This window comes from Xanthomonas arboricola pv. populi (assembly GCF_002939945.1).
Taxonomy (GTDB): domain Bacteria; phylum Pseudomonadota; class Gammaproteobacteria; order Xanthomonadales; family Xanthomonadaceae; genus Xanthomonas; species Xanthomonas arboricola_A.
On sequence record NZ_MDEB01000002.1, the window covers coordinates 122,143 to 146,581 of the forward strand.

22 protein-coding genes, 2 other RNA genes and 1 riboswitch are annotated in these 24,439 nt (G+C 65.2%); of the genes, 19 read left to right on the plus strand and 5 right to left on the minus strand.

Annotated elements, in window-relative coordinates; genetic code table 11:
- Positions 1 to 35: 35 nt before the first annotated feature.
- The 4 genes from XaplCFBP3123_RS06890 to crcB all read left to right on the plus strand — a co-directional run bounded on the left by XaplCFBP3123_RS06890 (position 36) and on the right by crcB (position 4,741).
- Positions 36 to 1,967: a DUF3857 domain-containing transglutaminase family protein gene (locus XaplCFBP3123_RS06890; RefSeq protein ID WP_104533400.1), complete on the plus strand. Its 1,932-nt coding sequence runs from the start codon at positions 36 to 38 to the stop codon at positions 1,965 to 1,967.
- A gap of 108 nt (positions 1,968 to 2,075) precedes the next feature.
- The gene (gene lolA, locus XaplCFBP3123_RS06895; RefSeq protein WP_104533401.1) at positions 2,076 to 2,705 is read left to right on the plus strand and encodes an outer membrane lipoprotein chaperone LolA; all 630 of its coding nucleotides are present in this window, start codon (positions 2,076 to 2,078) and stop codon (positions 2,703 to 2,705) included.
- 159 nt (positions 2,706 to 2,864) lie between these two features.
- Positions 2,865 to 4,154, plus strand: a complete 1,290-nt coding sequence (locus XaplCFBP3123_RS06900; protein WP_253254174.1) for a replication-associated recombination protein A — start codon at positions 2,865 to 2,867, stop codon at positions 4,152 to 4,154.
- A 2-nt stretch (positions 4,155 to 4,156) separates the two neighbouring features.
- Positions 4,157 to 4,225, plus strand: a riboswitch (Fluoride riboswitch).
- A 114-nt stretch (positions 4,226 to 4,339) separates the two neighbouring features.
- Positions 4,340 to 4,741: a fluoride efflux transporter CrcB gene (crcB, locus tag XaplCFBP3123_RS06905; RefSeq protein WP_104533403.1), complete on the plus strand. Its 402-nt coding sequence runs from the start codon at positions 4,340 to 4,342 to the stop codon at positions 4,739 to 4,741.
- Between the two features lie 339 nt (positions 4,742 to 5,080).
- Here the strand turns inward: crcB and XaplCFBP3123_RS06910 are convergent, their stop codons facing one another.
- The 3 genes from XaplCFBP3123_RS06910 to XaplCFBP3123_RS06920 all read right to left on the minus strand — a co-directional run bounded on the left by XaplCFBP3123_RS06910 (position 5,081) and on the right by XaplCFBP3123_RS06920 (position 9,474).
- Complete coding sequence (locus XaplCFBP3123_RS06910; protein WP_104533404.1) at positions 5,081 to 6,286, minus strand: acetyl-CoA C-acyltransferase; 1,206 nt, start codon at positions 6,284 to 6,286, stop codon at positions 5,081 to 5,083.
- Positions 6,287 to 6,443: 157 nt separating this feature from the next.
- Positions 6,444 to 8,816 (minus strand): 3-hydroxyacyl-CoA dehydrogenase/enoyl-CoA hydratase family protein, encoded by a 2,373-nt coding sequence (locus tag XaplCFBP3123_RS06915; RefSeq protein WP_104533405.1) that lies wholly within the window; start codon positions 8,814 to 8,816, stop codon positions 6,444 to 6,446.
- 25 nt (positions 8,817 to 8,841) lie between these two features.
- Entirely contained in the window at positions 8,842 to 9,474 is a 633-nt protein-coding gene (locus XaplCFBP3123_RS06920) for a TetR/AcrR family transcriptional regulator (protein ID WP_102252105.1), read from the minus strand.
- Between the two features lie 217 nt (positions 9,475 to 9,691).
- Here XaplCFBP3123_RS06920 and ndk point away from each other — a divergent pair, with 217 nt between their 5' ends.
- The 10 genes from ndk to XaplCFBP3123_RS06970 all read left to right on the plus strand — a co-directional run bounded on the left by ndk (position 9,692) and on the right by XaplCFBP3123_RS06970 (position 18,042).
- Positions 9,692 to 10,117, plus strand: coding sequence for a nucleoside-diphosphate kinase (ndk, locus tag XaplCFBP3123_RS06925; RefSeq protein WP_024940120.1), 426 nt, complete (start codon positions 9,692 to 9,694; stop codon positions 10,115 to 10,117).
- An 18-nt stretch (positions 10,118 to 10,135) separates the two neighbouring features.
- Positions 10,136 to 11,341, plus strand: a complete 1,206-nt coding sequence (gene rlmN / locus XaplCFBP3123_RS06930; protein ID WP_104533406.1) for a 23S rRNA (adenine(2503)-C(2))-methyltransferase RlmN — start codon at positions 10,136 to 10,138, stop codon at positions 11,339 to 11,341.
- Between the two features lie 10 nt (positions 11,342 to 11,351).
- Positions 11,352 to 12,140 carry a type IV pilus biogenesis/stability protein PilW gene (pilW, locus tag XaplCFBP3123_RS06935; protein WP_104533789.1) on the plus strand — a complete coding sequence of 263 codons (789 nt, stop codon included), beginning with the start codon at positions 11,352 to 11,354 and terminating at the stop codon, positions 12,138 to 12,140.
- Positions 12,137 to 12,997: a helix-turn-helix domain-containing protein gene (locus XaplCFBP3123_RS06940; RefSeq protein ID WP_104533407.1), complete on the plus strand. Its 861-nt coding sequence runs from the start codon at positions 12,137 to 12,139 to the stop codon at positions 12,995 to 12,997. Before pilW ends, XaplCFBP3123_RS06940 begins: the two co-directional genes overlap by 4 nt.
- A 70-nt stretch (positions 12,998 to 13,067) precedes the next feature.
- The gene (locus XaplCFBP3123_RS06945; protein ID WP_104533408.1) at positions 13,068 to 13,706 is read left to right on the plus strand and encodes a YfgM family protein; all 639 of its coding nucleotides are present in this window, start codon (positions 13,068 to 13,070) and stop codon (positions 13,704 to 13,706) included.
- Positions 13,706 to 14,923 carry an outer membrane protein assembly factor BamB gene (bamB, locus tag XaplCFBP3123_RS06950; protein ID WP_104533409.1) on the plus strand — a complete coding sequence of 406 codons (1,218 nt, stop codon included), beginning with the start codon at positions 13,706 to 13,708 and terminating at the stop codon, positions 14,921 to 14,923. Before XaplCFBP3123_RS06945 ends, bamB begins: the two co-directional genes overlap by 1 nt.
- A 10-nt stretch (positions 14,924 to 14,933) precedes the next feature.
- A complete protein-coding gene (gene der / locus XaplCFBP3123_RS06955; protein WP_104533410.1) occupies positions 14,934 to 16,331 on the plus strand; it encodes a ribosome biogenesis GTPase Der in 1,398 nt (465 codons plus the stop codon).
- Between the two features lie 177 nt (positions 16,332 to 16,508).
- Positions 16,509 to 17,729, plus strand: a complete 1,221-nt coding sequence (locus XaplCFBP3123_RS06960; RefSeq protein ID WP_104533411.1) for a molybdopterin molybdotransferase MoeA — start codon at positions 16,509 to 16,511, stop codon at positions 17,727 to 17,729.
- Between the two features lie 75 nt (positions 17,730 to 17,804).
- Positions 17,805 to 17,886: non-coding RNA, sX9 sRNA (locus tag XaplCFBP3123_RS06965), on the plus strand.
- 79 nt (positions 17,887 to 17,965) lie between these two features.
- A non-coding RNA gene (locus XaplCFBP3123_RS06970) (sX9 sRNA) lies at positions 17,966 to 18,042 on the plus strand.
- A 95-nt stretch (positions 18,043 to 18,137) separates the two neighbouring features.
- Here the strand turns inward: XaplCFBP3123_RS06970 and moeB are convergent.
- Positions 18,138 to 19,280 carry a molybdopterin-synthase adenylyltransferase MoeB gene (gene moeB / locus XaplCFBP3123_RS06975; RefSeq protein ID WP_104533790.1) on the minus strand — a complete coding sequence of 381 codons (1,143 nt, stop codon included), beginning with the start codon at positions 19,278 to 19,280 and terminating at the stop codon, positions 18,138 to 18,140.
- Between the two features lie 104 nt (positions 19,281 to 19,384).
- On the opposite strand from moeB, the gene XaplCFBP3123_RS06980 reads away from it, so the two are divergent.
- The 5 genes from XaplCFBP3123_RS06980 to XaplCFBP3123_RS07000 all read left to right on the plus strand — a co-directional run bounded on the left by XaplCFBP3123_RS06980 (position 19,385) and on the right by XaplCFBP3123_RS07000 (position 23,220).
- Positions 19,385 to 19,600 carry a hypothetical protein gene (locus XaplCFBP3123_RS06980; RefSeq protein ID WP_104533412.1) on the plus strand — a complete coding sequence of 72 codons (216 nt, stop codon included), beginning with the start codon at positions 19,385 to 19,387 and terminating at the stop codon, positions 19,598 to 19,600.
- Between the two features lie 292 nt (positions 19,601 to 19,892).
- The gene (xth, locus tag XaplCFBP3123_RS06985) at positions 19,893 to 20,885 is read left to right on the plus strand and encodes an exodeoxyribonuclease III (RefSeq protein WP_104533413.1); all 993 of its coding nucleotides are present in this window, start codon (positions 19,893 to 19,895) and stop codon (positions 20,883 to 20,885) included.
- 119 nt (positions 20,886 to 21,004) lie between these two features.
- Positions 21,005 to 22,258: a molybdopterin molybdotransferase MoeA gene (locus XaplCFBP3123_RS06990; RefSeq protein ID WP_104533414.1), complete on the plus strand. Its 1,254-nt coding sequence runs from the start codon at positions 21,005 to 21,007 to the stop codon at positions 22,256 to 22,258.
- A gap of 46 nt (positions 22,259 to 22,304) precedes the next feature.
- Entirely contained in the window at positions 22,305 to 22,874 is a 570-nt protein-coding gene (locus XaplCFBP3123_RS06995; RefSeq protein WP_104533415.1) for a molybdenum cofactor guanylyltransferase, read from the plus strand.
- Positions 22,858 to 23,220 carry a hypothetical protein gene (locus XaplCFBP3123_RS07000; RefSeq protein WP_104533416.1) on the plus strand — a complete coding sequence of 121 codons (363 nt, stop codon included), beginning with the start codon at positions 22,858 to 22,860 and terminating at the stop codon, positions 23,218 to 23,220. Before XaplCFBP3123_RS06995 ends, XaplCFBP3123_RS07000 begins: the two co-directional genes overlap by 17 nt.
- Positions 23,221 to 23,248: 28 nt before the next feature.
- Here XaplCFBP3123_RS07000 and XaplCFBP3123_RS07005 read toward each other — a convergent pair whose 3' ends face one another.
- Entirely contained in the window at positions 23,249 to 24,247 is a 999-nt protein-coding gene (locus XaplCFBP3123_RS07005; protein ID WP_104533417.1) for an NAD(P)-dependent oxidoreductase, read from the minus strand.
- Positions 24,248 to 24,439: the final 192 nt, after the last annotated feature.

The window sequence follows — 24,439 nt, forward strand, 5'->3', positions numbered from 1 at the left end:
ACAAGGGCCGCTCCGGCCCGCCGCGATTCAAGGCCATGTTGCGTCGTTCCGTGTTGCTGCTCCTGCTCCTGTTGCTGATTTCATCGCCGTTGCTGGCCCAGACCCAGCAACAGGCCGCGCCTGCTGCCGCTGCGGCGCGCGCGCAGGCCGACACCAACTACAGCTTCGTGCGCTATCGCGCCGACTATGAAGTGCGTGCCGACGCCAGCAGCGTGGAAACCGACGCGTACGAGATCCTGCTCAAGACCAAATCGGCAGTGGAGCAGTTCAGCCAGGTGCGGTTGAGCTACAGCGAGAAGATGGAAACCCTGGAGGTGCTACAGGCCTACACCGTCACCGCCGAAGGGCTGCGCCAGGACGTGGCGCCCGACAAGATCTATACCCAGGAAAGCTATTCCAGTGCGGCGGCGGCGATGTATGCCGACCGCAAGGTCAAGGTGGTGGTGTTTCCGAATCTGGCGCCGGGCGCGCGCATCGTCTATCGCGTAAGGCGTGCGCAGAACACCCCGTACTTCCCAGGTTATTTCAGTCTTTGGGAGACCTTCAGCGTGTTCGCGCAATACGACGATGCGGTGGTCACGCTGGTAGCGCCAAAAGCATTGCCGATGCATTTGTCGGTGCGCGGGCTGCAGGGTGGAACCAAGCCGGTGGTGCGTGGCGATCAGGCGCGCTGGGAGTGGCGCTATCAGCGCACCACGCCGATGAAGAACCAGAACTGGAGCGCAGCGACCTGGGAATTCAGCCCCACCCTGATGGCCAGCACCTTCGACAGTTGGTCGCAGATGGGCCTGGCCTATCACGTCAAGGGCGGCCGCGCCGCGGCGGTGACGCCGACGATCCAGTCGCTAGCCGACGACATCACCCGCGGCATCGACGAGCCACGTGCGCAGGCCGCTGCGTTGTACGCATGGGTGGCGCGCAATATCCGCTACGTGGCGGTGTACCTAGGCAATGGCGGGCTGGAGCCCAACAGTGCCGGCAGCATCCTGGCCAACCACTACGGCGACTGCAAGGACCACACCGTGATCCTGGAAGCGCTGCTGGCGGCCAAGGGCATCGCCAGCACACCAGTGCTGATCGGTGCCGAGGGCGGGCCGACGCTGCCGCCGATTCCGGTGCTCGGCCGCTTCAATCACGCCATCACCTACATCCCGGCGTTCGATCTGTATGTGGATTCGACCAACCCCTACGCGCGCTTCGGCCAGTTACCGGCCAGCGACCTCGGGGCGCCGGTGGTGCATACGCTGGACGGCAAGGTCACGCATACCCCGCCCAACGACCGCAAGGTCAACCGCTACGTCGCGCGTACCGAGTATCGCTTTACCCCCCAGGGTGGGCTGCACGGTCTGACCACGCTCGATAGCGGGCAGACCGGCGAAGTGGGCTTACGGGCGATGTTCGTGCAGCTCAATGCGCAGAACCGCAATCGCATCGAGGAGTCGATCATTGCGCAGTCCGGTTTCGATGGCAGCGGTGATCTGTTGATCCAGGGCGACCCGCTGGACCTGGATGCGCCGTTCAATTATCGCTACACGTTCCAGGCCGCCGATGCGGTGGATTTTTCGGTGGTCGGTGGCATGACCTTGCCCGACATGCCCGGTGCCGAATCCACCCGTGGCATCTACACGACCACCTCGGCCGAAGACAATCTGACCCCGTTCTACTGCAACGACAGCGTGCGCGAAGAGACCTATGTGGTGAGCTTCCCCGCGACGGTGCCGATCATCGCGATCCCGCGCAGCAGCCGCTTTCGCAATGCCGCTGGCGAGTACGCGGTCGAGTGGACGCGGCAGGGCCAGACGGTGACGGCGGTGCATCGGTTGCAACGTGCGGCAGTGCGTGGGCCGCAGGCGCTGTGTCAGTCGCAGGATTACCGCGCGTTTCGCGAGCTTTATCAGCAGGTGCGGCGCGGCTTTCGCGGGCAGATCGTGTATGGCGATCTGTCCAAAGTGCAGACGGCGCAGTGAGATGGACTGACTGGCCGCGGCTGCGATCTGAACGCGTCGCGCAATAGCGCTCGCCCATTCATCTATGAAGTATCAGAATTCCCCGCATTCCCTTTCTGGAACACCGCGATGCATCGCCAGCTCCGTTATGCCGTTCTCGCCACCGCCCTGTTTGCCGGCACCGCGTTTGCCGGCGCGCGTCAGGAGCTGGACACGTTCACGCGCGGCCTGAAAGGCCTGGACGGGCAGTTCAGCCAGCAGGTTTCCGATGCCAATGGCCGGGTCAAGGAACGCGCGAGCGGGCGGGTGGCGTTGTCGGCACCGCGCCAGTTCCGTTGGGAGTACGCCAAGCCCTACAAGCAACTGATTGTGGCCGACGGCAAGAAGGTGTGGGTGTTCGACCCGGACCTGGAGCAGGTCACCGTGCGCGCGCAGGGCAGCGAAGAACAGAACAGCCCCTTGGTGGCGTTGATCGACCCGGCGCGCCTGGACAAGCAATACGACGTCAGCGAAGAAGCGGCGCCACGTGACGGACTGCAGTGGCTCTCGCTGACGCCCAAGGTCGACACCGAGGCCAGTTTTCAGATGGCCTCGCTGGGGTTCGGCAAGGATGGCCTGGCCAAGATGGAAGTGGTGGATGCGGTCGGCCAGCGCACCGCGATCAGCTTCAGTGGCTGGAAGCGCAATCCGGCATTCGCGGCCGACACCTTCCGCTACACGCCGGGCAAGGAGGTGGACGTGGTCGGCGACGCGCAATAAGCCGTTGCTTGCAGCATCCGCGCAGCCAACGGCCTTGTTCGCAGAAGCTTGTTGGCTGACGCGATACAATGCCGCGTGGCACGAACCAAGCTCCCCATCGCTCCCGAAGCCGATCTGCTCAGCGTAGACGGCGAGCATCTGCGCCCGCTGGCCGAGCGCATGCGTCCGCGCACCCTCGACGAGATGGTGGGGCAGAAGCGTCTGCTGGCACCCGACAGCGCATTGCGGCGCGCGGTGGAATCCGGACGCGTGCATTCGATGATCCTGTGGGGGCCGCCCGGCTGCGGCAAGACCACCCTGGCGCTCCTGCTGGCGCATTACGCCGACGCCGAATTCAAGGCGATCTCGGCAGTGTTGTCGGGCTTGCCTGAAGTGCGCCAGGTCCTGGCCGAGGCCGCACAGCGCTTTGCCAGCGGGCGCCGCACGGTGTTGTTCGTCGATGAGGTGCACCGCTTCAACAAGGCCCAGCAGGATGCGTTCCTGCCGCATATCGAGCGCGGCACGATCCTGTTCGTCGGTGCGACGACCGAAAATCCCTCGTTCGAATTGAATTCCGCATTGTTGTCGCGCTGTCGCGTGCACGTGCTGGAGGGCGTTTCGCCGCAGGACATCGTCGAGGCCTTGCAACGTGCGCTGCACGATCCAGAGCGCGGGCTGGGGCAGGAGACCATCCAGGTCAGCGATACATCGCTACTGGAAATTGCCAGCGCTGCCGATGGCGATGTGCGCCGCGCATTGACGCTGCTGGAGATCGCCGCAGAACTGGCGAGCGGCGAGGGTGGCGAGATCACCCCGCAGACGCTGCTGCAGGTGCTGGCCGACCGTACGCGGCGGTTCGACAAGAACGGCGAGCAGTTCTACGACCAGATCTCGGCGCTGCACAAATCGGTGCGCAGTTCCAATCCCGATGCCGCGCTGTACTGGCTCACGCGCATGCTCGACGGCGGCTGCGACCCGGCGTATCTGGCGCGGCGGCTGACCCGCATGGCGATCGAGGACATCGGTCTGGCCGATCCGCGCGCGCAGAGCATGGCGCTGGAAGCCTGGGATATCTACGAACGTCTGGGCAGCCCGGAAGGCGAGTTGGCGTTCGCGCAACTGGTGCTGTATCTGGCCAGCACCGCCAAGTCCAACGCCGGCTATGCCGCCTTCAACCAGGCCAAGGCCGAGGTGCGCGCCACCGGTACGCAGGAGGTGCCGCTGCATCTGCGCAACGCGCCGACCAAGCTGATGAAGACGCTGGGCTACGGGCAGGACTATCAATACGACCACGATGCCGAAGGCGGGATCGCGCTGGACCAGACCGGCTTTCCGGATGCGATGGGCGAGCGGGTCTATTACAAGCCGGTGCCGCGCGGGCTGGAGATCAAGCTCAAGGAAAAACTCGACCGTCTGCGCGCCGCGCGCGAACAGGCGCGGGCTGACAAGGGCGCCAAGCCCACGGCATAATCGGCCGCGCAGGAGATGGCATTCCTCCTTGAACCGCACGCAGTCTGCGCGCTGATGATGCCTGCCCACCCACGCCGGGGCGGCAGGTCTGTGCCCCGGCATCGTTTCTTGCCCGGGAACTGGATGATGCCGACCATGCGCGACACCCCGTTGAAAACCCCTTCGGCCGCCTGCGGAGTGCGCGCATGAACGCACCGGTGTGGTGGCAGCAATTGCTGCTGGCGATGACCGGCGGTGCATTGGGTTCCGGCCTGCGCTTTGCCATCGGCGCCTCGTTGCTGCAGCGCTTCGGTAATGGGTTTCCGTGGGGCACGCTGGCGGTGAATCTGCTCGGCTCGTTCGTCGCCGGCGTGCTGCTGGTCTGGCTGGATGCGCGCGGGCCGTCGAGCTGGCCGCTGCGGGCCTTGTTGATCGTCGGCGTGATCGGCGGGCTGACCACCTTCTCGTCGCTGATGATGGAATGCCTGGTGTTCGCACGCAGCGATCGTTCCGCGATGATCGGGGTGTATCTGGCCATCACGCTGGTGGCGGGGCTGGCGCTGGTGTTCTTGGGTGCGCGTACCGGTCAATGGCTGGTGGCGCGCTAGGCCTGGGTCTGCAGTGCGCTCGCGAGAGTGAAGCGAAGACCGGGATGCGTTGGCATTGCGTGCGCGACACGCTGGCTATCGAACGGCTGGCACGTTTTGGGCGTTCTTGCCGCAGATGCCGCCGGGCGGCGGTCAATGCGCCGATCAGGAGCCCTGCTCAAATGCGACGCTCGGCCGGCGTGCCTATCGGGCGCGCAACCGATGCATGGTGTCGCTTGCATCCGCTGACGACCGCCCGCACTGGCGCATAAAGAAGGCGTGCTTGCGCACGCCTTGGTTGACTGACAGCCGCGTCAGCGTTGCGAGATCGGCTTGGCAGCCGATCTCACGATCCGTGACTTACAGCGCTTCGATGATGCCGGCCGCACCCATGCCGGTGCCGATGCACATGGTGACCATGCCGTACTTCTGCTGGCGACGGCGCAGGCCGTGCACCAGGGTGGCGGCACGGATCGCACCGGTGGCGCCCAGCGGGTGGCCCAGGGCGATGGCACCGCCGAGCGGGTTGACCTTGGACGGATCCAGTTCGCTGTCGCGGATCACCGCCAGTGCCTGCGCGGCGAAGGCTTCATTGAGCTCGATCCAGTCGATCTGGTCCTTGCTCAGGCCGGCCTGCTTGAGCGCCTTGGGAATCGCCGCGATCGGGCCGATACCCATCACTTCCGGACGCACGCCGGCCACCGAGAAGCTGACAAAGCGCGCCAGCGGGGTCAGGCCGTAATCCTTGATCGCCTGCTCGGAGGCCAGCAACACCGCACCGGCGCCGTCGCTCATCTGCGAGGAGTTGCCGGCGGTGACGCTGCCGCCGAACTGGCCGTTGCGGAACACCGGGCGCAGTTTGGCCAGGCCTTCGAGCGAGCTATCCGGGCGCGGACCTTCGTCGGTATCGACCAGCCGCTTGCGTAGCGCGATGACATTGCCGGCCAGGTCGGGCTGATGCGACAGGATTTCGTACGGGGTGATCTCGTCGCGGAATTCACCTGCGGCGATCGCGGCGATGGCCTTCTGATGCGAGGCCAGTGCAAATGCATCCTGATCCTCGCGCGAGACCTTCCATTCCTCGGCGACCTTCTCGGCGGTGATGCCCATGCCGTAGGCGATCGCGACATGGTCGTCGGCAAAGACGTTCGGCGACATGGCGACCTTGTTGCCCATCATCGGCACCATGGACATCGACTCGGTACCGCCGGCCAGCATCAGGTCGGCATTGCCCAGACGGATCTGGTCGGCCGCCATCGCCACGGCCTGGATGCCCGACGAACAGAAACGATTGATGGTCTGGCCGGCCACGGTATTGGGCAGGCCGGCGAGCAGCACGCCGATGCGCGCCACGTTCATGCCTTGCTCGCCCTCGGGCATCGCGCAGCCGATGATGGCATCGTCGATCCGCGACAGATCGATGCCTGGCGCCTGCGCCACCACCGCGCGCAATACATGCGCCAGCATGTCGTCGGGACGGGTATTGCGGAACACGCCTTTGGGCGCCTTGCCGACCGGCGTACGCGTGGCGGCGACGATGTAGGCTTCTTGAATCTGCTTGCTCATTTGGCTATCTCCGATAGCCGGGAATGGAGAATGGGGAATCGGGAATCGCAAGTGCGGATTCGCCTGAGTTCGCCATCTTCATCGCCCGGCAGAATAATGGGGAGAAGCGGGGAGTCGGTTGGGCTTTTACCCATTCCCGATTCCCCACTCCCGATTCTCAGTTCCTCAACGGCTTACCCGTCTTGAGCATGTGCCCAATCCGCGCCTGGGTCTTTTCCTGCTGGGCCAGTTCGACAAAGTGCTTGCGCTCCAGCTTGAGCAGCCATTCTTCGTCGACCAGCGCGCCGCGATCGATTTCGCCGCCGCACATCACCGTGGCGATGCGGGTGGCGATTTCATAGTCGTATTCGCTGATGAAGCGGCCTTCCAGCATGTTGACCAGCAGCATTTTGAAGGTGGCGATGCCGACATCGCCGGCGACCTGGATGCGGCGTGCCGGCAGCGGGGCGCGGTAGCCACCTTCGGCCAGTGCGCGCGCTTCGGCCTTGGCGATGTGCAGCGCCTCGAAGCTGTTGAATACCACCTTGTCGGTGGCGCGCAGCAGGCCCAGCTCCTTGGCATTGACCGCCGAGTTGGAGACCTTGGCCATCGCGATGGTTTCGAAGGTCTTCTTCAGTTCGGCGAACACATCGCCGCCCGGACCTGCGGCCTGCGAGGCGCGCACGGCGATTTCCTTCAGACCGCCGCCGGCAGGCAGCAGGCCGACGCCGGCTTCGACCAGGCCGATGTAGCTTTCCAGCGAGGCCACGGTCTTGGCGCTGTGCATCTGGAACTCGCAACCTCCGCCCAGCGCCAGCCCGCGCACGGCCGAAATCACCGGCACCTGCGCGTACTTGATGCGCTGGCTGGTGGCCTGGAAGTTGGCGACCAGCGCTTCGAACGCATCGACCTTGCCGGCCTGCAGCAGACCCAGCGCGCCGGCAAGATCGGCGCCGGCGGAGAAGGGCTCCTTCTGCTGCCAGATCACCAGCCCGGCGAAGTCCTTCTCGGCGCGGCCGACGACCTCCTGCAGACCATTGAGCACGTGATCGGAGACGGTGTTCATCTTGGTCTTGAAGCTGACCACCGCGATGTCGTCGCCGTCATGCCACATACGCACGCCGTCGTTTTCGAACACCGTCTCGCCCGGCGAGAACTGCTCGCCCAGCAGCGGATCGGGGAAGCGCTGGCGCTTGTACACCGGCAGTGCCGAACGTGGCAGCTTGGCATCGTGCGCCGGGCTGTACGAGCCTTCGGCCGCATGCACGCCATCGCGGCCGTCGAACACCCAGTTCGGCAGCGGCGCGCTGCTCATGCTCTTGCCGTGGGAGATATCTTCGGCAATCCACTGCGCGACCTGCTTCCAGCCGGCGGCCTGCCAGGTCTCGAACGGGCCGAGCGACCAGCCGTAGCCCCAGCGGATCGCCAGATCCACGTCGCGCGCGGTCTCTGCGATATCGGCCAGATGGAAGGCGCTGTAGTGGAACAGATCGCGGAACGTAGCCCACAGGAACTGTGCCTGCGGATGCTGGCTTTCGCGCAGCTTGGCGAACTTCTCGGCCGGGTTCTTGATCTTGAGGATCTCGACCACTTCCGGCGCAGCGCTGCGGTCGGCGGTTCTGTAATCCTGCTTCTCCAGGTCCAGCACCACGATGTCCTTGCCGACCTTGCGGAAGATGCCGGCGCCGACCTTCTGGCCGAGCGCGCCCTTGCCGATCAGCGCATCCAGCCACTTGGGCGATTTGAAATACGAGTGCCACGGATCGTCGGGCAGGGTGTCGCCCATGGTCTTGATCACGTGCGCCATGGTGTCCAGGCCGACCACGTCCGAGGTGCGGTAGGTCGCCGACTTCGGTCGCCCGGCCAACGGGCCGGTCAGCGCATCGACTTCATCGAAGCCCAGACCGAACTCGGCGGTGTGGTGGATGGTGGCCAGGATCGAGAACACGCCGATGCGGTTGCCGATGAAGTTCGGGGTGTCCTTCGCATACACCACGCCCTTGCCCAGCGTGGTGACCAAAAAGCTTTCCAGTCCTTCCAGCACGGCCTTGTCGGTGCCCTTGGCCGGAATCAGCTCGGCCAGGTGCATGTAACGCGGCGGATTGAAGAAGTGCACGCCGCAGAAGCGATGGCGCAATTGCTCGGGCAGCACGTCGGAAAGCTTGTTGATGCCCAGGCCGGAGGTGTTGGACGCCAGCACCGCATGCTCGGCCACGAACGGGGCGATCTTCTTGTACAGGTCCTGCTTCCAGTCCATCCGCTCGGCGATCGCTTCGATGATCAGGTCGCAATCGCGCAGCTGCTCCAGACCGCTTTCGTAATTGGCCGGCGTGATCGCCTCGGCCAGGGCCTTGCTGGCGAGCGGGGCGGGGCTGAGCTTGCCGAGGTTTGCGATGGCCTTGAGCACGATGCCGTCGGCAGGACCGTCCTTGGGGGGCAGGTCGAACAGCACGGTATCGACACCGGCGTTGGTGAGGTGCGCGGCGATCTGCGCGCCCATGACGCCGGCACCGAGCACGGCAGCACGACGGACTAGCAACGGATTGGACATAGCGATGAGCCTTTGGTGTGAGCGACTACGGTGTGGAATGGGTACGGAAACCGGGTTCTGCAAAACGAATCAGTTCGCGTGCGGCGCGCGCGCGATGGTCGGCCTCGCTGACCCCGGCCGGCCGCTTGATGAGGCCGAAATCGGCCATGGCATAGGTGAGCGCGCCAGCGAGGAAATCCAGGCGCCAGTACAGCTCCTCCTTGCTCAGGCCCGGCACGCAGGCGGCGATGGCCTTGCCGAATTCGCGCAGCACATGCCCGTAGTGGTCGGACAGGAACTTGCGCAGGTTGTCGTTCTTTTCTGCATACGCGCGCGCAATCACCCGTACGAACGCACCGCCGCTCTGGCGGTCCTGCGCCATCGCCAGGGCTGGCTCGACGAAAGCCGCGAGCACCGCGGTGAGTTCGCCTGGCTGTGACTTTTTGGCCGCCTCCAGTTGCTGCAGCCGCGCAGCAGTCATTTCGTCCATGCGACGACGGAACACCTCGTTGACCAGATTTTCCTTGGAACCGAAGTGGTAGTTGACCGCCGCGATATTGACGTCGGCCTGGGTGGTCAGCTGGCGCAGCGAGGTCCCGGCGAAGCCATGCTGGGCGAACAGCTCCTCGGCCGCGCCGAGGATGCGGTCTTTGGTGGAGAAGTGGGCAGGCTTGGGCATGCGCGGGTCGGGACTCAATCAAACGATTGTTTGAGTCTACGGTCTGGACACTGCGCCGGTCATGCGGCAACGCAGCACGATTCAGGGGGCGGTGTGCAAATGCAACGATGAAGAGATAGAATTGACCATCGCAAAGAAGCCTAAGCCCGCGTTTTGACGCGGGTTTTTTTCATGATAATCTCGGGCCTTCAGTGGCCCGCCCAACGGAGATCTTTCCATGGCGCTGGAGCGCACCCTGTCCATCATCAAGCCCGACGCCGTTGCCAAGAACGTCATCGGCGAAATCTACAGCCGTTTCGAAAAGGCCGGCCTGAAGATCGTGGCATCCAAGTACAAGCAGCTGTCGCGTCGCGAAGCCGAAGGCTTCTATGCCGTGCACCGCGAGCGTCCGTTCTTCAACGCGCTGGTCGAGTTCATGATCTCCGGCCCGGTGATGATCCAGGCGCTGGAAGGCGAAAACGCCGTTGCCGCACACCGTGACCTGCTGGGCGCGACCAATCCCAAGGACGCTGCGCCGGGCACCATCCGCGCCGACTTCGCCGACTCGATCGATGCCAACGCCGCCCACGGCTCGGATTCGGTCGAGAACGCTGCCAACGAAGTCGCGTATTTCTTTGCCGCCACCGAAGTGGTCTCGCGCTGAGGCCGAGAGAGTCGAATCGTGAATGAGGTCGTGATCCCCTCCGTGCTGCAGGACGTTCCCGTCCGTACCCCGGAACTGCGCAAGCAGAACCTGCTCGACCTCGACCGCGAGGGGCTGGAGCGCTTCTTCGCCGACACGCTCGGCGAAGCGCGCTACCGTGCCCATCAGGTGATGAAGTGGATTCACCATCGCTACGTCACCGATTTCGACCAGATGACCGACCTCGGCAAGGCCCTGCGTGCGAAGTTGCACCAGCACGCCGAGGTCCTCGTCCCCAATGTGGTGTTCGACAAGCCGTCCACCGACGGGACCCACAAATGGCTGCTGGCCATGGGTACCGACGGCAAGAACGCGATCGAAACCGTCTACATCCCCGACAAGGGGCGCGGCACGCTGTGCGTCTCGTCGCAGGTCGGCTGCGGTCTGAACTGCACCTTCTGTTCGACCGCCACCCAGGGCTTCAACCGCAACCTCACCACCGCCGAGATCGTCGGCCAGGTATGGGTCGCGGCGCGCCATCTGGGCAACGTGCCGCACCAGCAGCGCCGCCTCACCAATGTGGTGATGATGGGCATGGGCGAGCCGCTGATGAATTTCGACAACGTCGTGCGCGCGATGAGCGTGATGCGCGACGATCTGGGCTACGGCCTGGCCAGCAAGCGGGTGACGCTGTCGACCTCGGGCCTGGTGCCGATGATCGACCGGCTCTCCATCGAAAGCGATGTCTCGCTGGCGGTCTCGCTGCATGCGGCCAACGACGCGCTGCGCGAAAGCCTGGTGCCGTTGAACAAGAAATACCCGATCGCAGAGCTGATGGAATCCTGCGCGCGCTATCTGCGCGGCAGCAAGAAGCGCGATTCTGTCACCTTCGAATACACCTTGATGAAGGGCATCAACGACCAGCCCGAGCATGCGCGTCAGCTGGCCAGGTTGATGCGTCAGTTCGACAACGCGGTGCAGTCCAAGGACGCCGGCAAGGTCAACCTGATCCCGTTCAATCCGTTCCCGGGCACGCGTTACGAGCGCTCCGGAGAGACGGAGATCCGCGCCTTCCAGAAGATTCTGCTCGACGCGCAAGTGCTGACGATGGTCCGCCGTACCCGCGGCGACGATATCGACGCCGCCTGCGGACAGCTCAAGGGGCAGGTCATGGACCGCACCCGTCGTCAGGCGGATTTCCTGCGCACCCTGGAAGGACAGGCCGGTCGAGATGCGGCAGCGTGATCTTGCAGTCATGGCGGCCGTGGCGATCGCACTGAGTGCGGTCGGCTGCGGTGGTCGCAATGCCAAGGCGGGCTCGGTCCAGACGGTGGAGGAGGTCGCGCAGGTGCATTCGTTCCGCGACAGCACGGCGACAAAGAATCGTCTGGCAGTGCAGGAGAAGCTCGGCCTGGCCAATAACCGGCTGCAGACAGGCGACTACGCCGCCGCCGAAGAGCAGGTCCGTGCAGCCTTGAAGAAAGATCCCCAATCGGTGGATGCCATTGGTCTACTGGCGCTGATTCAGGGCGCCAAGGGCGATGTTGCCGGCTCCGGTGCGTCATACCGCCGTGCTGCGGAACTTGCCCCGCAGCGCGGCGATGTCTTGAACAATTACGGCGCATGGTTGTGCGCGAACGGCTCGCCGGCCGAATCGCTGATCTGGTTCGATCGTGCCCTGACCGACAGGAACTACGCATCGCCAGCCTCTGCGTTGGGTAACGCGGGTGGCTGCGCGCTCAAGGCGGGGCAGCCCCAGCGTGCTGCCGGTGACTTGCGTAAAGCCCTGGAACTGGATCCGCGGAATCCGTATGCGCTCGAGTCGATGGCGCGTTCCCAGGCGACCGGTCGCAGCTATTTCGAAGCGCGCGCGTTTATCGAACGGCGGCTTGCGGCTGCACCGGCAACCGCTTCCGTGTTACAACTCGCCATTCAGATTGAGCAAGGGCTAGGCGACAAGGTAGCTGCCAGCCGTTACCAACAGCGGTTGGTCAAGGAATTTCCTGACGCAGCGACCGCTAACCCCGGGGCCAATGCATTGTGATCAGTGATTCCAATCCGAACCCTTTCGAGCAGGAAAAGGGCTGCGGACAGCATTTGCGCGACGCGCGCGAAGCGGCAGGCCTGAGCGTGGACGAGGTCGCCGGCAAGCTGCGCATGCCGGCGCATGTGGTGCGCTCGCTGGAACAGGAAGAGTGGCAACGCCTGGGGGCCCCGGTTTTCGTGCGCGGTCAATTGCGCAGCTATGCGCGCTTGCTGCATGTAGACCTGGAGCCGCTGCTGCAGCAGGCGGCCATTGCGCCGATCGAACCGGTCAAGCTGGTCAGTCACACGCATACGCCGCGGGCGCGGCGGATCCTGGAAAGTACGGCGCGCAAGGCGATGTATGTGGTGATCACCGGCGTGTTCGCGGTGCCGGTGTGGTACGCGACCCGCTCGCATCTGGATGGCAGGGCGCCCAGTACGGTGTCGCTGGACAGCACGCCGGAAGCGCCCAAGACCGGCACCCCGGCCAACATTGCAACGCAGCCGAGCAGCGCGCCGCGCGAGCAACCGGCCCCGTACATCGCGTCGATGACGCCGGTGCCGCGGGCCACGCGTGAGGTCGAGACGCCTGCAGCGCCGGCTGCCGGTGGCGGCAGTCTGTCGTTGAGTTTCGGCGGGGACAGCTGGGTGCAGATTCTGGCACCGGATGGCAGTGCGGTCGAAAAAGCACTGGTGCGTGCCGGCGAGCGTCGCAGCTATTCGCCGGGGCAGGTGGGCCGGGTCGTGCTGGGTAATGCGTCGGCGGTAGAGGTTCAGCAAGGCGGCAGTATCGTCGATGTGAAACCGTTCCAGCGCGCTAACGTTGCCCGTTTTGCGGTATCCTCCGACGGCTCCGTGGTACCTGCTTCCGAGTGAAGCGGACTGCGGTTTTTCATTTTTCCCTATTGATGTTCCGCGCCTCCGGGATGACGGAGCGAGAGTACGCATGGCGATCGACGATCTGCTGGACGAACACGAACAAGGCGAACGCGTTCGTTCCTGGTTGAGAAAGAATGGCGCAGGGCTGGTAGGCGGCGTCGTGCTGGGCCTGGCCCTGATTCTGGGCTGGCAGTGGTGGCAGAAGCACACCGCCACCCAATCGGTGGAAGCCAATACCCGTTACGAGGCGGTGGTCAAGTCCATCCAGGGCAAGAATCTGGACAAGGCGGCCAAGGACATCGTGGCGCTCGATGACGGCAAGGGCGGTGTCTACGCCGAGCTGGCTGCACTGCGTCTGGCCAAGGCCCAGGCGGATGCCGGCAAGCATGCCGAAGCGATCAAGACGTTGCGCGACGTGCCTGCCGAAGGCGAACTCAAGCAGATCGTGCAGCAGCGCCTGGCGCGCGTGCTGACCGAAAGCGGCAAGCCGGACGAAGCGATCAAGCTTCTGGCCGATGCGCAGGACCACACCAGCCTGGAGATCCGCGCCGACGCACTGGTCGTCCAGGGCAAGCCGGATGAAGCGCGTGCGCTCTACGCCAAGGCCCTGACCACGGTGGACGTGGCCTCGCCGCAGCGCCGTTTGCTGGAAACCAAGCTGATGGATGTGGGCGGCAAAGTGCCCGATTCGGCGGAGCCGATTTAATGAAGCAGGTTGATATGTACAAGCGCATTGCATTGATCGCCCTGATGGGCGTGTCGCTGGTGGGTTGCAGCACCGTCAAGGGCTGGTTTGCCGGGAAGGATGCTGCTGCCAAGAAGGCGCAGGAACCTGCCGAACTGGTCAAGTTCGAGCCGTCGGTCAAGGTCGACAAGATCTGGTCCACCGGCGTGGGCAAGGGCGAAGGCCATATTGGCGTGCGTCAGCGTCCGGCGGTGGCCGACGGCAAGGTGTACGCCTCGGCGATCACCGGTGGCGTGCAGGCACTGGATCTGCAGACCGGCAAGCGTGTGTGGGAATACAAGCCCAAGAAGGAAGAGCGTAACGATCGCAAGTTCAAGCAGCGCCTGTCCGGTGGCCCCGGCGTCGGCGAAGGCCTGGTGGTGATCGGTACGCTGTCTGGCGACGTCATTGCATTGAACCAGGCCGATGGCACCGAAAAGTGGCGTGCCAAGGTGCCGAACGAAGTCATCGCCGCACCGGCCATTGCGCAGAACCTGGTGTTGGTGCGCAGCAACGATGGTCGCGTCAGCGCCTTCGACGCGGCCACCGGCGAGCGTCGCTGGTTCCATGCCGAAGAAGGCCCGACCCTGTCGGTGCGCGGCAATGCGCCGATCGTGACCGGGCCCGGCGTGGTGTTCGTCGGTAACGACAGCGGCACCTTGAGCGCCCTGGCGCTGCAGGACGGTCGCCCGTTGTGGGAACAGGCGATCGGCGTGCCGGAAGGCCGCACCGAGCTGGAGCGCATGTCCGATGTGGACGGGGCACCGGTGCTGGACGGCACCACGCTGTATGCGACCAGCTTCAAGAACGAAACCCTCGCACTGGAAGGCCCGAGCGGCCGTCCGCTGTGGACGCGCGATCACGGCGGCCCCGGTGGCGTTGGCGTGTCGTCGGCCGTGGTGGTGGTCTCCGACAACGCCGGCTCGGTATGGGGCCTGGACAAGAGCAGCGGTGCTGCGATGTGGTCGCAGGCCGCGCTGGCACGTCGCTCCCTGACCGGTGTGGCCATCCAGGGCGATTACGCCGTGGTCGGCGATTACAAGGGCTACCTGCACTGGCTGAAACTCAGCGACGGTGCACTGGCCGCGCGCGCTCGCGCTGGACGCGACACGCTGCTGGCGCAGCCGATCGTCGTGGATGGCATTCTGTTGGTACAAAACACCGATGGCGATATCACCGCCTTCCGGTTGGCACAATAAGGACTTCGCGATGCTGCCCCTGGTCGCCCTGGTCGGACGGCCCAATGTCGGCAAGTCCACCATCTTCAATGCGCTGACGCGCACTCGTGACGCGCTGGTCCACGACCAGCCCGGCGTCACCCGCGACCGTAACTACGGGGTTTGTCGTCTTGACGAGGAGCGCCCGTTCATCGTCGTCGATACCGGCGGTATCGCCGGCGACGAGGAGGGTCTTGCCGGCGCCACCGCGCGTCAGGCACGTGCCGCTGCCGGCGAAGCCGATCTGGTGCTGTTCGTGGTCGATGGCCGCGAAGGCGCCTCTTCGCTCGACGACGAGATCCTGGCCTGGCTGCGCAAGCTGGCGCGGCCGACCGTGCTGGTCATCAACAAGATCGACGGCACCGACGAGGAGACCGTGCGCTCGGAATTCGCGCGCTATGGTTTCTCCGATGTGGTGGCGCTGTCTGCCGCGCATCGGCAGGGCATCGACGAACTGCTCGAGGAAGTCGGCGCACGCCTGCCCGAGGAAGGTGCCGGCGAGCTACTGGATACCGACCCGGCACGCGTGCGCATTGCCTTTGTCGGCCGCCCGAACGTGGGCAAGTCGACGCTGGTCAATCGCCTGCTCGGCGAAGAACGCATGATCGCCTCGGAAGTGCCGGGCACTACGCGCGATTCGATCGCCGTGGACATGGACCGCGACGGCCGCCAATACCGCTTGATCGATACGGCTGGTCTGCGTCGCCGCGGCAAGGTCGAGGAGGCGGTGGAGAAATTCAGCGCGTTCAAGACGCTGCAGGCGATCGAGCAGTGCCAGGTCGCGGTGCTGATGCTCGATGCCGGCGAAGGTGTCACCGACCAGGACGCGACCATTCTGGGCGCCATCCTGGACGCTGGCCGCGCGTTGGTTGTAGCAATCAACAAGTGGGACGGGCAGAGCGACTACCAGCGTGCGCAGGCCGAAGACCTGCTGTCGCGCAAGCTGGGCTTCGTCAGCTGGGCCGAGGCGGTGCGGATTTCCGCGTTGCATGGCTCGGGCATGCGCGAGTTGTTCCAGGCGATTCACCGCGCACATGCATCGGCCACGCATGAGTTCAGCACCAGCGAAGTCAACCAGGCGCTGGAAATCGCCTACGAGACCAATCCGCCGCCCAGCATCCGTGGCCATGTCTCCAAACTGCGCTACGTGCATCCGGGCGGCGCAAATCCGCCGACCTTCATCGTGCACGGCACGCGCCTGAAGGTGCTGCCGGAGTCGTACAAGCGTTATCTGGAAAACTTTTTCCGCAAGCGCTTCAAGCTGGTCGGCACGCCCGTACGTTTCATCTTCCGCGAAGGCGCCAATCCGTACGAGGGCAAGAAGAACACGCTCTCCGAGCGGCAGGTGGCACGCAAGCGCCGCTTGATGCGGCACGTCAAGGGCAAGTAAGCAGGGCCAGCCACGCCTGGCGCGCGATCGTCAGGTGGAGTGAGTGCCGGGCCGTTTCTTGCCATGGTGATGCGGCGCGTACCACACCGGGGGTAGCGGCATTGACCTGCTTGCGGCACCTGCACGCGCGGTGCCGGGCGCTCCGGGCCGGAGTGTCGCACTGGTATCCTGCGTGCCATGACAGACTATCCTTCCCGCATTCCCTATGCGCAGGCGTTGCAGATCCTGCAGGCCGTCGCTGCCAAGAGCCGCCCGCCCGACGAGAACATCGCCACCTCGCGTGCCGATGGGCGGATCTGCGCTGCCGATCTGATCGCGCCGCTCGCATTGCCGCCCTTCGCCAATAGCGCGATGGATGGCTTTGCGCTGCGGCATGCCGATGTCGCTGGCGGCGATGTGTCGTTGCAACTGGTCGGCGAACAATTCGCTGGCGAGCGCTGGACCGGCACGCTGAGCGCGGGCCAATGCCTGCGCATCACCACCGGTGCGCCGCTGCCCGATGGCGCCGATACCGTGATCCCGAAAGAAGATGCGCAGGAGCGCGATGGCGTGGTGCGCTTTCGCACGATGCCTGCGTTGGGTGCGGCGGTGCGCCTGGCCGGCAGCGACGTGCGTGCTGGCGATCTGGTGATACAGAGCGGGCAGGTGTTGACGCCTGCCCGGATCGGACTGGCGGCTGCGCTCGGCCTGTCGCGGCTTGCGGTGGCGCCGCGGCCGACCATTGCGGTGCTGGCCACCGGCGATGAGCTGGTGGAACCGGGCATGCCATTGGGGCCGGGACAGATCTACAACAGCAACCGCGACATGCTGATGGCGCAGCTGCGGGCACTGGGCTACGCGCCGACCGCATGGCCGACCCTGCCGGACGATCCACAACGTATCCGCACCATGCTGGAAGACGCAGCCGCTGCATTCGATGTGGTGATCACCTGCGGCGGTGTCTCGGCGGGGGAGAAGGATTATCTGCCGCAACTGATCGGCGAACTGGGCCGCATCCATTTCTGGCGCGTGCGCATGCGCCCGGGCATGCCGGCGGTACTGGGCCAGATCGGCCGCTGCCTGGTGCTGGGCCTGCCGGGCAATCCGGTCTCGGTGCTGGCGACATTGGTCGCCTACGGCGTGCCGTTGCTGGATGGTTTGCAGGGACGTAGCGAGCCGCGCCCGCTGTGGCACGCGGCCTTGGCGAGTCCGTGGGAAAAACGCCACGAGCGCTTGGAGTTCCTGCGCGGGCGGCTGGAGTGCGGTGAAGACGGGCGTCTGACCGCGTTGCCGCACCGCGGCGATGCATCGCATCTGTTGCGTGGCGCGGCCGACAGCAATGCCTTGATCGTGTTGCCCGAGCAGGCGCGGTGCTTCGAGACAGGCGAGATCGTGCGGGTGATTCCCTACGCGCTTTGATCGTTTGGTGAACCAAGCGCGGCTATCAAGAACTGCGCTCACCGTCAAACGGGCGCGACCGCTGCACGATGCGGCATGTGCCCCAGCCCCTGGTCCATTCCGTTGCTTCTGCGCCGTTGGCATCCACCTGCCAACTGCTCGCTATGTGGTGTCAGCGAGGCTGAGGGGATGACAGCATTTAGCGCGGCTCACAAGACGACTGCACGACCGCCAGGCGGTCGGCGCTCGGAATCGGCATGGACCACGCGTGCACTCCTGTTCTGAGCGCGCCGCACGCACTCGCCTGACGACCGCTCGCTACGTTTTGTTGGCCGCTCTTAGTGGAAGAGATCGCTTGTCCATGCAGCAAGCCGGCGCACGGGTGATAGGCGGCAACGAACGCGACTGATGTCCGTTTGGTCGCCGCTCTCAGCCGATTGCGCTGCCGCAGAACGCGGCGTAATCGGGATAACCGGCGAATGCGACGCCAGGCGCGCACACCGGGCAATGCGGATCGGGCGGCAGACGGATCTCGCGAAATCGCATCGCCAGCGCATCGAAGCTGAGCAGGCGCCCGGTGAGGGGATCGCCGATGCCGAGCAGCAACTTGATCGCCTCGGTGGCCTGCAGCAATCCGATCACGCCGGGCAGCACGCCCAGCACGCCGGCTTCGGCGCAGCTGGGCGCGAATTCGGCTGGCGGTGGCTCGGGAAACAGGCAGCGATAGCACGGCGCATGGCCGCGCTTGCGGCCGGCATCGAACACGCTCAGCTGCCCTTCGAACTGCTGCACCGCGCCGTAGACCAGCGGTTTGCCGAGTTTGACGCAGGCGTCGTTGAGCAGATAGCGCGCAGGAAAATTGTCGGCTCCGTCGACCACCACATCCACGTCCTCCAGCAAGGCTTCGACATTGCCGGCAGCCACGCGTGCCTGCCGCGCGTCGACCTGCACGCGTGGATTGAGCGCGGCAATGCGCTGCGCGGCCGAGCTGACCTTTGCAATGCCGACGCTTTCTTCGACGTGCAGGATCTGGCGCTGCAGATTGCTGCGGTCCACGACATCGTCATCGGCGATCCGCAGGTGGCCGACGCCGGCGGCAGCGAGATAGAACGCCGCCGGCGAGCCGAGCCCGCCCGCACCGACCAGCAACACGCGCGAATGCGCCAGACGCTGCTGGCCTTCCAGACCGACCTGCGGCAGGCGCAGATGGCGCGAATAGCGCTCGAGAAAATCCTGCTCGTCGGGCGGCAGGGTAGGGCGCACCAATGGAAGGCCGGCGCTGGTCCACGCGGCGGTGCCACCAAGCACCGAAGACACCTGCGCATAGCCTTGCGCACGCAAGATCTCCGCTGTGTGTGCCGAGCGCTTGCCGCTCTGGCAGATCAGCACGATCTCGCGCGCCTGCTCCGCTAGATGCTGGGCGGGTGCGCTTTCCAGATCGCGTTGCGCAATTGCCAATGCGCCTTCGGCCTGGCCGCCGGCACGCTCGTGCAGCTGCCGGATATCGATCAGCAAGGCGCCTTGCAGGGCGCGCAGGCGGGCGTTTGCAGGGGAGATGTCGTGGCTGCTCATGGTGCCATTGTCGCGCAAAGGCAGGCCGTGCAATGCACTGGATTGCCATGTTGGCGTCAGGCTCACCAGCACCGCGCTAGCGTGAGCATACAAGGAGACCCTCAATGACACCTGATATCGACGCGCAATTGAAACAACTTGCCGATGCATTGCCTGATATTCGTCGCCAGCATCCGGACGATTTCTGGGATGTATTCCACGCACGTGCCGAGAAGATCACCGCTGCCGCCGACTCGCAGGAGCAGGCCGCGCAAATCGTCAAACGGATCGACGAAATCCTGTCTGCCAATCAGTTGGGACCTGCGGATCCGGGCGCCTGATCCAGCAGTCCTTGATCCTGTCGCGCTGAGGCAAGCGGAGCTGGCCTGCGCCCGATCAGCGGCCATCGGATGACGCCATCGCGGTTGAATGTCCAGGCCAGCATCGGCCCGCCCAGGGGAAAGATGTATCGTCCGCTGCGGACGCGAGTGGGTGGATCGGGTTGCGCGGGCTGATGGTCTGCGGGGGGGTGAGTTCATGCGCAGGAACGCAGCGGAGCTTCACCCCGCTTGGGCATCTGCTTAATGTGGTGCCGGCGATGCTGTCCCATTACGCACGCCTGGTCGCTTATCCATGTCCGCCACAATCCGCAAGATCGCGACGTTCAACGTCAATGGCATCAATAGCCGGCTGCCGCATCTGCTGGAGTGGTTGCAGCGCGAGCAACCGGATATCGTCGGCTTGCAGGAACTGAAAGCCACGCAGGACGTCTTCCCGGAACAGGCGATCCGCGATGCCGGGTACGGCGTGATCTGGCAAGGCGAGAAGTCGTGGAATGGCGTGGCATTGCTGGCGCGCGGTACCGATCCGGTGGAAATCCGTCGGGGGCTGCCGTGGGACCCTGGCGATACGCAGAGCCGCTATCTGGAAGCGGCAATTCACGGGGTGGTGGTGGCCTGCCTGTATCTGCCCAACGGAAACCCGCAGCCCGGGCCGAAGTTCGATTACAAGCTGGCGTGGTTTCAACGCTTGATCCGGCACGCCAAGACGCTGGTGGACCTTCCGTACCCGGCAGCGTTGATCGGCGACTTCAATGTGGTGCCGATCGATGCCGACATCTACGACCCCAAGGGCTGGCGCAAGGATGCGTTGCTGCAGCCGGAGAGTCGCCAGGCGTATCGAACCCTGCTCGACCAGGGCTGGACCGACAGCCTGCTTGCCGTCCACGGCGAGACGCCGATCTACACCTTCTGGGACTATTTTCGGCAGCATTTTGCACGTGATCGCGGCCTGCGCATCGACCACCTGCTGCTCAATCGCACCCTGGCGCCCGGGCTGCAGCATGCCGGCGTGGACAAGTGGGTGCGTGCACTGGAGAAGGCCAGCGATCATGCGCCGACCTGGATCAGCGTGCGTGTGCCGGAAGCGGTAGCCACGCCAGCAACCGAGGCCAAGGCTGTGCCCAGGCCCCGTAAGCGGGCCGTTGCAAAGGCACCCCCGGTACGCAAGCCGACAGCGAAGACGGCGTCCAAGACCGGGACGAAGAAGACGCCAACGCGGCCGGCCGCCAGCAAGTCAGTCGCACCCACCAAGGCGCGCAAGCTGGCGAAGAAAAGAGCTGGGTAACGCGGCAGGGCTAGCCGGTCCTGCCTGCGCGTTGACGCTCCATCCGACGCTGCTTGATCCGATGCAGCGGGGGGGCGGTATCCTAGCCAGGTCATCGATCGGTCGACCGTGCCTTGCTCATGATCAGCTACGCCGACGCACTTGCGATTGTCCATCAGCAGATCGCCGTATTGGCCGGCGAGTGGGTGGACAGTGCCGATGCCGAACGACGTGTGCTGGCGCAGGCGTTGTCGAGTCCGGCCGAGCTGCCGGCTTTCGACAACAGTGCGATGGATGGATTTGCGCTGGTCACTGCCGGCCGTGGTGCGATTGCCGGCAGCGAACATGTGATCTGTGGCAGCGTTGCCGCAGGCGAAGACGCCGGTAGCATCACGGCGGGCAGCGCGTGGGAAATCATGACCGGTGCCGGTTTACCTGCCGGCGCCGACGCAGTGGTGCCGATCGAACAGGTGGACGTGCTGGCGCATGATGGCCCACGGCCCAGCCGCATCCGTCTGCGCGCCGATCTTCGCTCCGGTCAGCATATTCGTCGACGCGGAGAAGATGTGGCCTTGCACGATCGCGTCATCGAGGCCGGCACCGTGCTGCGCGCCGCGCACCTGATGCTGTTGGCCGGGCTGGGCTGCGCGCGCGTGCAGGTGGTGCGGCGTCCGCGTGTGGCCCTGATTGCGACCGGCCGCGAGTTGATCGGCGATCCGGCGCAGCCGTTGCAGCCGGGACAGATTCGCGATGGTACCAGCAGTTATCTGCTCAGCCAGCTGCATGCAGCCGGTGCCGATCTGGTGTGGCGTGGACAGGTGGGCGATGACGCTGCCGGCTTCGATCTGGCGCTTGCGCAGGCGCGCGACGCGGGCGCCGATGTGATTCTGAGCACCGGTGCGGTATCGCGTGGTCGCTACGATTTCATACCGGATGCCTTGGCACGGCATGGCGCGGCGGTGCTGTTTCACAAGGTTGCGGTGCGGCCGGGCAAGCCGGTGTTGCTTGCGCGCTTCGAAGATCGTGCGCTGTATGTCGGTTTGCCGGGAAATCCGATGGCCAGCGCTGCCGGACTACGCTTTTTCGTGGAGCCGGCGCTGCGCGGTTTGCTTGGCATGCCGGCCGAGCGCGGCTTGCAGGTTGCGCTGGAAACGCCGATGCAGGCACGACCGCTCTGGCGGCAACACCTGCGCGCACGTCTGACCTGCAACGCTGCCGGAGTGCTCTGCGTACAGATCCTGCCGCAGCAGGAGTCGTTCCGCGTGGCGCCGTTGTTGCAGGCCAATGTGTGGGCGGTATTGGAGCCGCAGGACGCTGGCGCCGCGCCCGGTACGACGGCGCAGGTGTTCGGGCTGGGCCATCTGCAGCCGGCCGCACCGGCGCTTGTGCCATGAGCGTGCGCCGGCACGTGGCCCGATGCAGTGCCGACGAGCAGGCGGCATGACGGCCATGCCTGCCTGGACGGGGGTGGTGCTGGCCGGTGGCCGTTCCTCGCGGATGGGGCGGGACAAGGCGCTGCTGCAGTGGCACGGACGTCCATTGCTGGAGCACATGCAGGCGTTGCTGCGCGATGCCGGCGCGCGCGATGTGGTGATCAGCGGCGATCGCCCGGGCTATGCCGGGATTGCCGACGCGCAGCCGGACCTGGGGCCGCTTGGCGGCCTGACCAGCGTCATTGATCGGCTGGCCGATGCAATGACGCTGGTGGTGGTGCCGGTCGACATGCCGCTGCTGTCCAGGGCATTGCTGGAGCGACTGCTGGCTCCGCCGCATCAGCGCTGCGTTGCCTTCGAAGAGCAGATGTTGCCGATGCGTCTGTACGTGGATGGTGCTATGCGTGAGGCGCTCTCTGCGCTGATGGCCGGCCTCGGGCCGTCACGCTCGCTACGCGCCCTGCAGGCCGCATTGCAGTGCCATCGCGTGGCTGTCACCGCCAGCGAACGCGCCGCGTTCGTCAATTGCAATACGCCCGAGCAGTGGAGTCAGCTCATCCATGAAAATCCAGATTGAGGGTCAGCAGCTGCGCTTTCGCATCGACGAAGCCGAACTGGCCGAATTGCTTGCCGGGCGCACGGTCGAGAATCTGAGCCGCTTGCCGAGCGGGCAGGGCGCGCGACTGGTGCGCCACAGCGTGAGCCTGACCGGCGGTCACGCGGCCTGCAACTGCGCTACCGACCATTGGCAGTTGTCGGTGCCGCGCGATGCGTTGGAAGAACATGCACGGCAATTGCCCAGCCGCGATGGATTGATGTTCCGCTTCGACGCCGGTGCCGGCCATGCCGAACAGACGCCGTTGCAGGTGACCTTCGATATCGATGTGCGCGACAGTGCGCGCAAGCGCTTTCCGAAAACCTGAGTTGGCTGTGGCTGCACATGCGTACCGCTCATGCCTCGGCTTCAAGGCGCGCAGAAATGCCGGGTACATGCTCGCACGCGAGGCCGCGTGCCCGCATCGCCGCTTCGATTGCAGCAGCATCGACATCGCTGTAGCCGGCGCCGCTGCGCAACGCGACCACGTGCAGGCCTTCTATCGCCAGTTCAAGCAATAGATCGTGTTGTACAGCGGCATCGTGCGGCAAGTCGCGGCGTGAGGCATCGCGCCTTGCCAGTTCCAGCACTGCATCGGGGATGTCGTCGCCGATCAGCAGCACGTCGGCCAGATTCATCGCACGCAGCGCCTTGATGGTGAGCAGGCCGGGATCGCCCGGGCCGGTGCCGACCAGTTGCACGCTGCCACGCGCCGGCACCGCGCCGGCATCGTCCAGTGCAGCAGTGAATGCGATTTCGGCCGCGTCGTCGTTGCCGGCCTGCAGCAGCAGCGGCACGTCGCCGTCGATGATGCGATCGAACCAGCGCCGGCGCCGATTCATGTCGGGGAACTGGCTGCGGATGCGCTCGCGGTGACGCGCAAACATGCCGGCGAACCGGCCGACCGAGACATCCAGTTCGCGTTCCAGCCGTTCGCGCAGGCGGCGTGCCAGCATCGGTGCGGCGCCCGCGGAGGAAATGGCGATGACCAGCGGGTCGCGATCCACGATGGCCGGCACCTGATAGGTCGACAGCTCCGCATCGTCCACCACATTGACCAGGCGCCGACGCGCACCGGCGGCAGCGGCGACACGTTGATTCAACGCGCCATCGTCGGTAGCGGCGACCACCAGCCATACGTCGTCGATCCAGGCGGGATCGAACTGGCCGCCCAATTGCTCGAAACGGCCGGCCTGCATCAGTTCCGCCAGGTCGGGCGAGAGCGTATGCGCATACAGGCGGATATGCGCGCCGGCCTTGAGCAGCGCCAGCACCTTGCGCGTGGCGACCTCGCCACCGCCGATGACCAGCACGACGCGCGCTTGCAGGTTTGCGAACAACGGGAACAACGGCATCAGACGTACTCCGAAAGGATGGCTCGCACCGACGACATGTTGCATGGCACCATCAGGCCACGTCCACGTCCACGCTCGCTGCCGCCAATGCGTGTCTTGCTGGTCAACGATACCGAAAAGCCGATCGGCGAACCGCGTCAGGCGTGACGCGTGCGGGTCATACGGTGCCCGCTGAGGCCAACAACTACGCGG

What these genes read in the sequence shown, in the direction of transcription:
- XaplCFBP3123_RS06920 (WP_102252105.1), bottom strand. Translation starts at nt 9,474, where the DNA reads ATGCCCAAGCCTGCCCACTTCTCCACCAAAGACCGCATCCTCGGCGCG.
- bamB (WP_104533409.1), top strand. Translation starts at nt 13,706, where the DNA reads ATGAAGCAGGTTGATATGTACAAGCGCATTGCATTGATCGCCCTGATG.
- ndk (WP_024940120.1), top strand. Translation starts at nt 9,692, where the DNA reads ATGGCGCTGGAGCGCACCCTGTCCATCATCAAGCCCGACGCCGTTGCC.
- crcB (WP_104533403.1), top strand. Translation starts at nt 4,340, where the DNA reads ATGAACGCACCGGTGTGGTGGCAGCAATTGCTGCTGGCGATGACCGGC.
- XaplCFBP3123_RS06945 (WP_104533408.1), top strand. Translation starts at nt 13,068, where the DNA reads ATGGCGATCGACGATCTGCTGGACGAACACGAACAAGGCGAACGCGTT.
- XaplCFBP3123_RS06960 (WP_104533411.1), top strand. Translation starts at nt 16,509, where the DNA reads ATGACAGACTATCCTTCCCGCATTCCCTATGCGCAGGCGTTGCAGATC.
- XaplCFBP3123_RS06990 (WP_104533414.1), top strand. Translation starts at nt 21,005, where the DNA reads ATGATCAGCTACGCCGACGCACTTGCGATTGTCCATCAGCAGATCGCC.
- XaplCFBP3123_RS06910 (WP_104533404.1), bottom strand. Translation starts at nt 6,286, where the DNA reads ATGAGCAAGCAGATTCAAGAAGCCTACATCGTCGCCGCCACGCGTACG.
- XaplCFBP3123_RS07005 (WP_104533417.1), bottom strand. Translation starts at nt 24,247, where the DNA reads ATGCCGTTGTTCCCGTTGTTCGCAAACCTGCAAGCGCGCGTCGTGCTG.
- der (WP_104533410.1), top strand. Translation starts at nt 14,934, where the DNA reads ATGCTGCCCCTGGTCGCCCTGGTCGGACGGCCCAATGTCGGCAAGTCC.
- XaplCFBP3123_RS06995 (WP_104533415.1), top strand. Translation starts at nt 22,305, where the DNA reads ATGACGGCCATGCCTGCCTGGACGGGGGTGGTGCTGGCCGGTGGCCGT.
- XaplCFBP3123_RS06980 (WP_104533412.1), top strand. Translation starts at nt 19,385, where the DNA reads ATGACACCTGATATCGACGCGCAATTGAAACAACTTGCCGATGCATTG.
- moeB (WP_104533790.1), bottom strand. Translation starts at nt 19,280, where the DNA reads ATGAGCAGCCACGACATCTCCCCTGCAAACGCCCGCCTGCGCGCCCTG.
- xth (WP_104533413.1), top strand. Translation starts at nt 19,893, where the DNA reads ATGTCCGCCACAATCCGCAAGATCGCGACGTTCAACGTCAATGGCATC.
- lolA (WP_104533401.1), top strand. Translation starts at nt 2,076, where the DNA reads ATGCATCGCCAGCTCCGTTATGCCGTTCTCGCCACCGCCCTGTTTGCC.
- pilW (WP_104533789.1), top strand. Translation starts at nt 11,352, where the DNA reads ATGGCGGCCGTGGCGATCGCACTGAGTGCGGTCGGCTGCGGTGGTCGC.
- XaplCFBP3123_RS06915 (WP_104533405.1), bottom strand. Translation starts at nt 8,816, where the DNA reads ATGTCCAATCCGTTGCTAGTCCGTCGTGCTGCCGTGCTCGGTGCCGGC.
- XaplCFBP3123_RS06900 (WP_253254174.1), top strand. Translation starts at nt 2,865, where the DNA reads ATGCGTCCGCGCACCCTCGACGAGATGGTGGGGCAGAAGCGTCTGCTG.
- XaplCFBP3123_RS07000 (WP_104533416.1), top strand. Translation starts at nt 22,858, where the DNA reads ATGAAAATCCAGATTGAGGGTCAGCAGCTGCGCTTTCGCATCGACGAA.
- XaplCFBP3123_RS06890 (WP_104533400.1), top strand. Translation starts at nt 36, where the DNA reads ATGTTGCGTCGTTCCGTGTTGCTGCTCCTGCTCCTGTTGCTGATTTCA.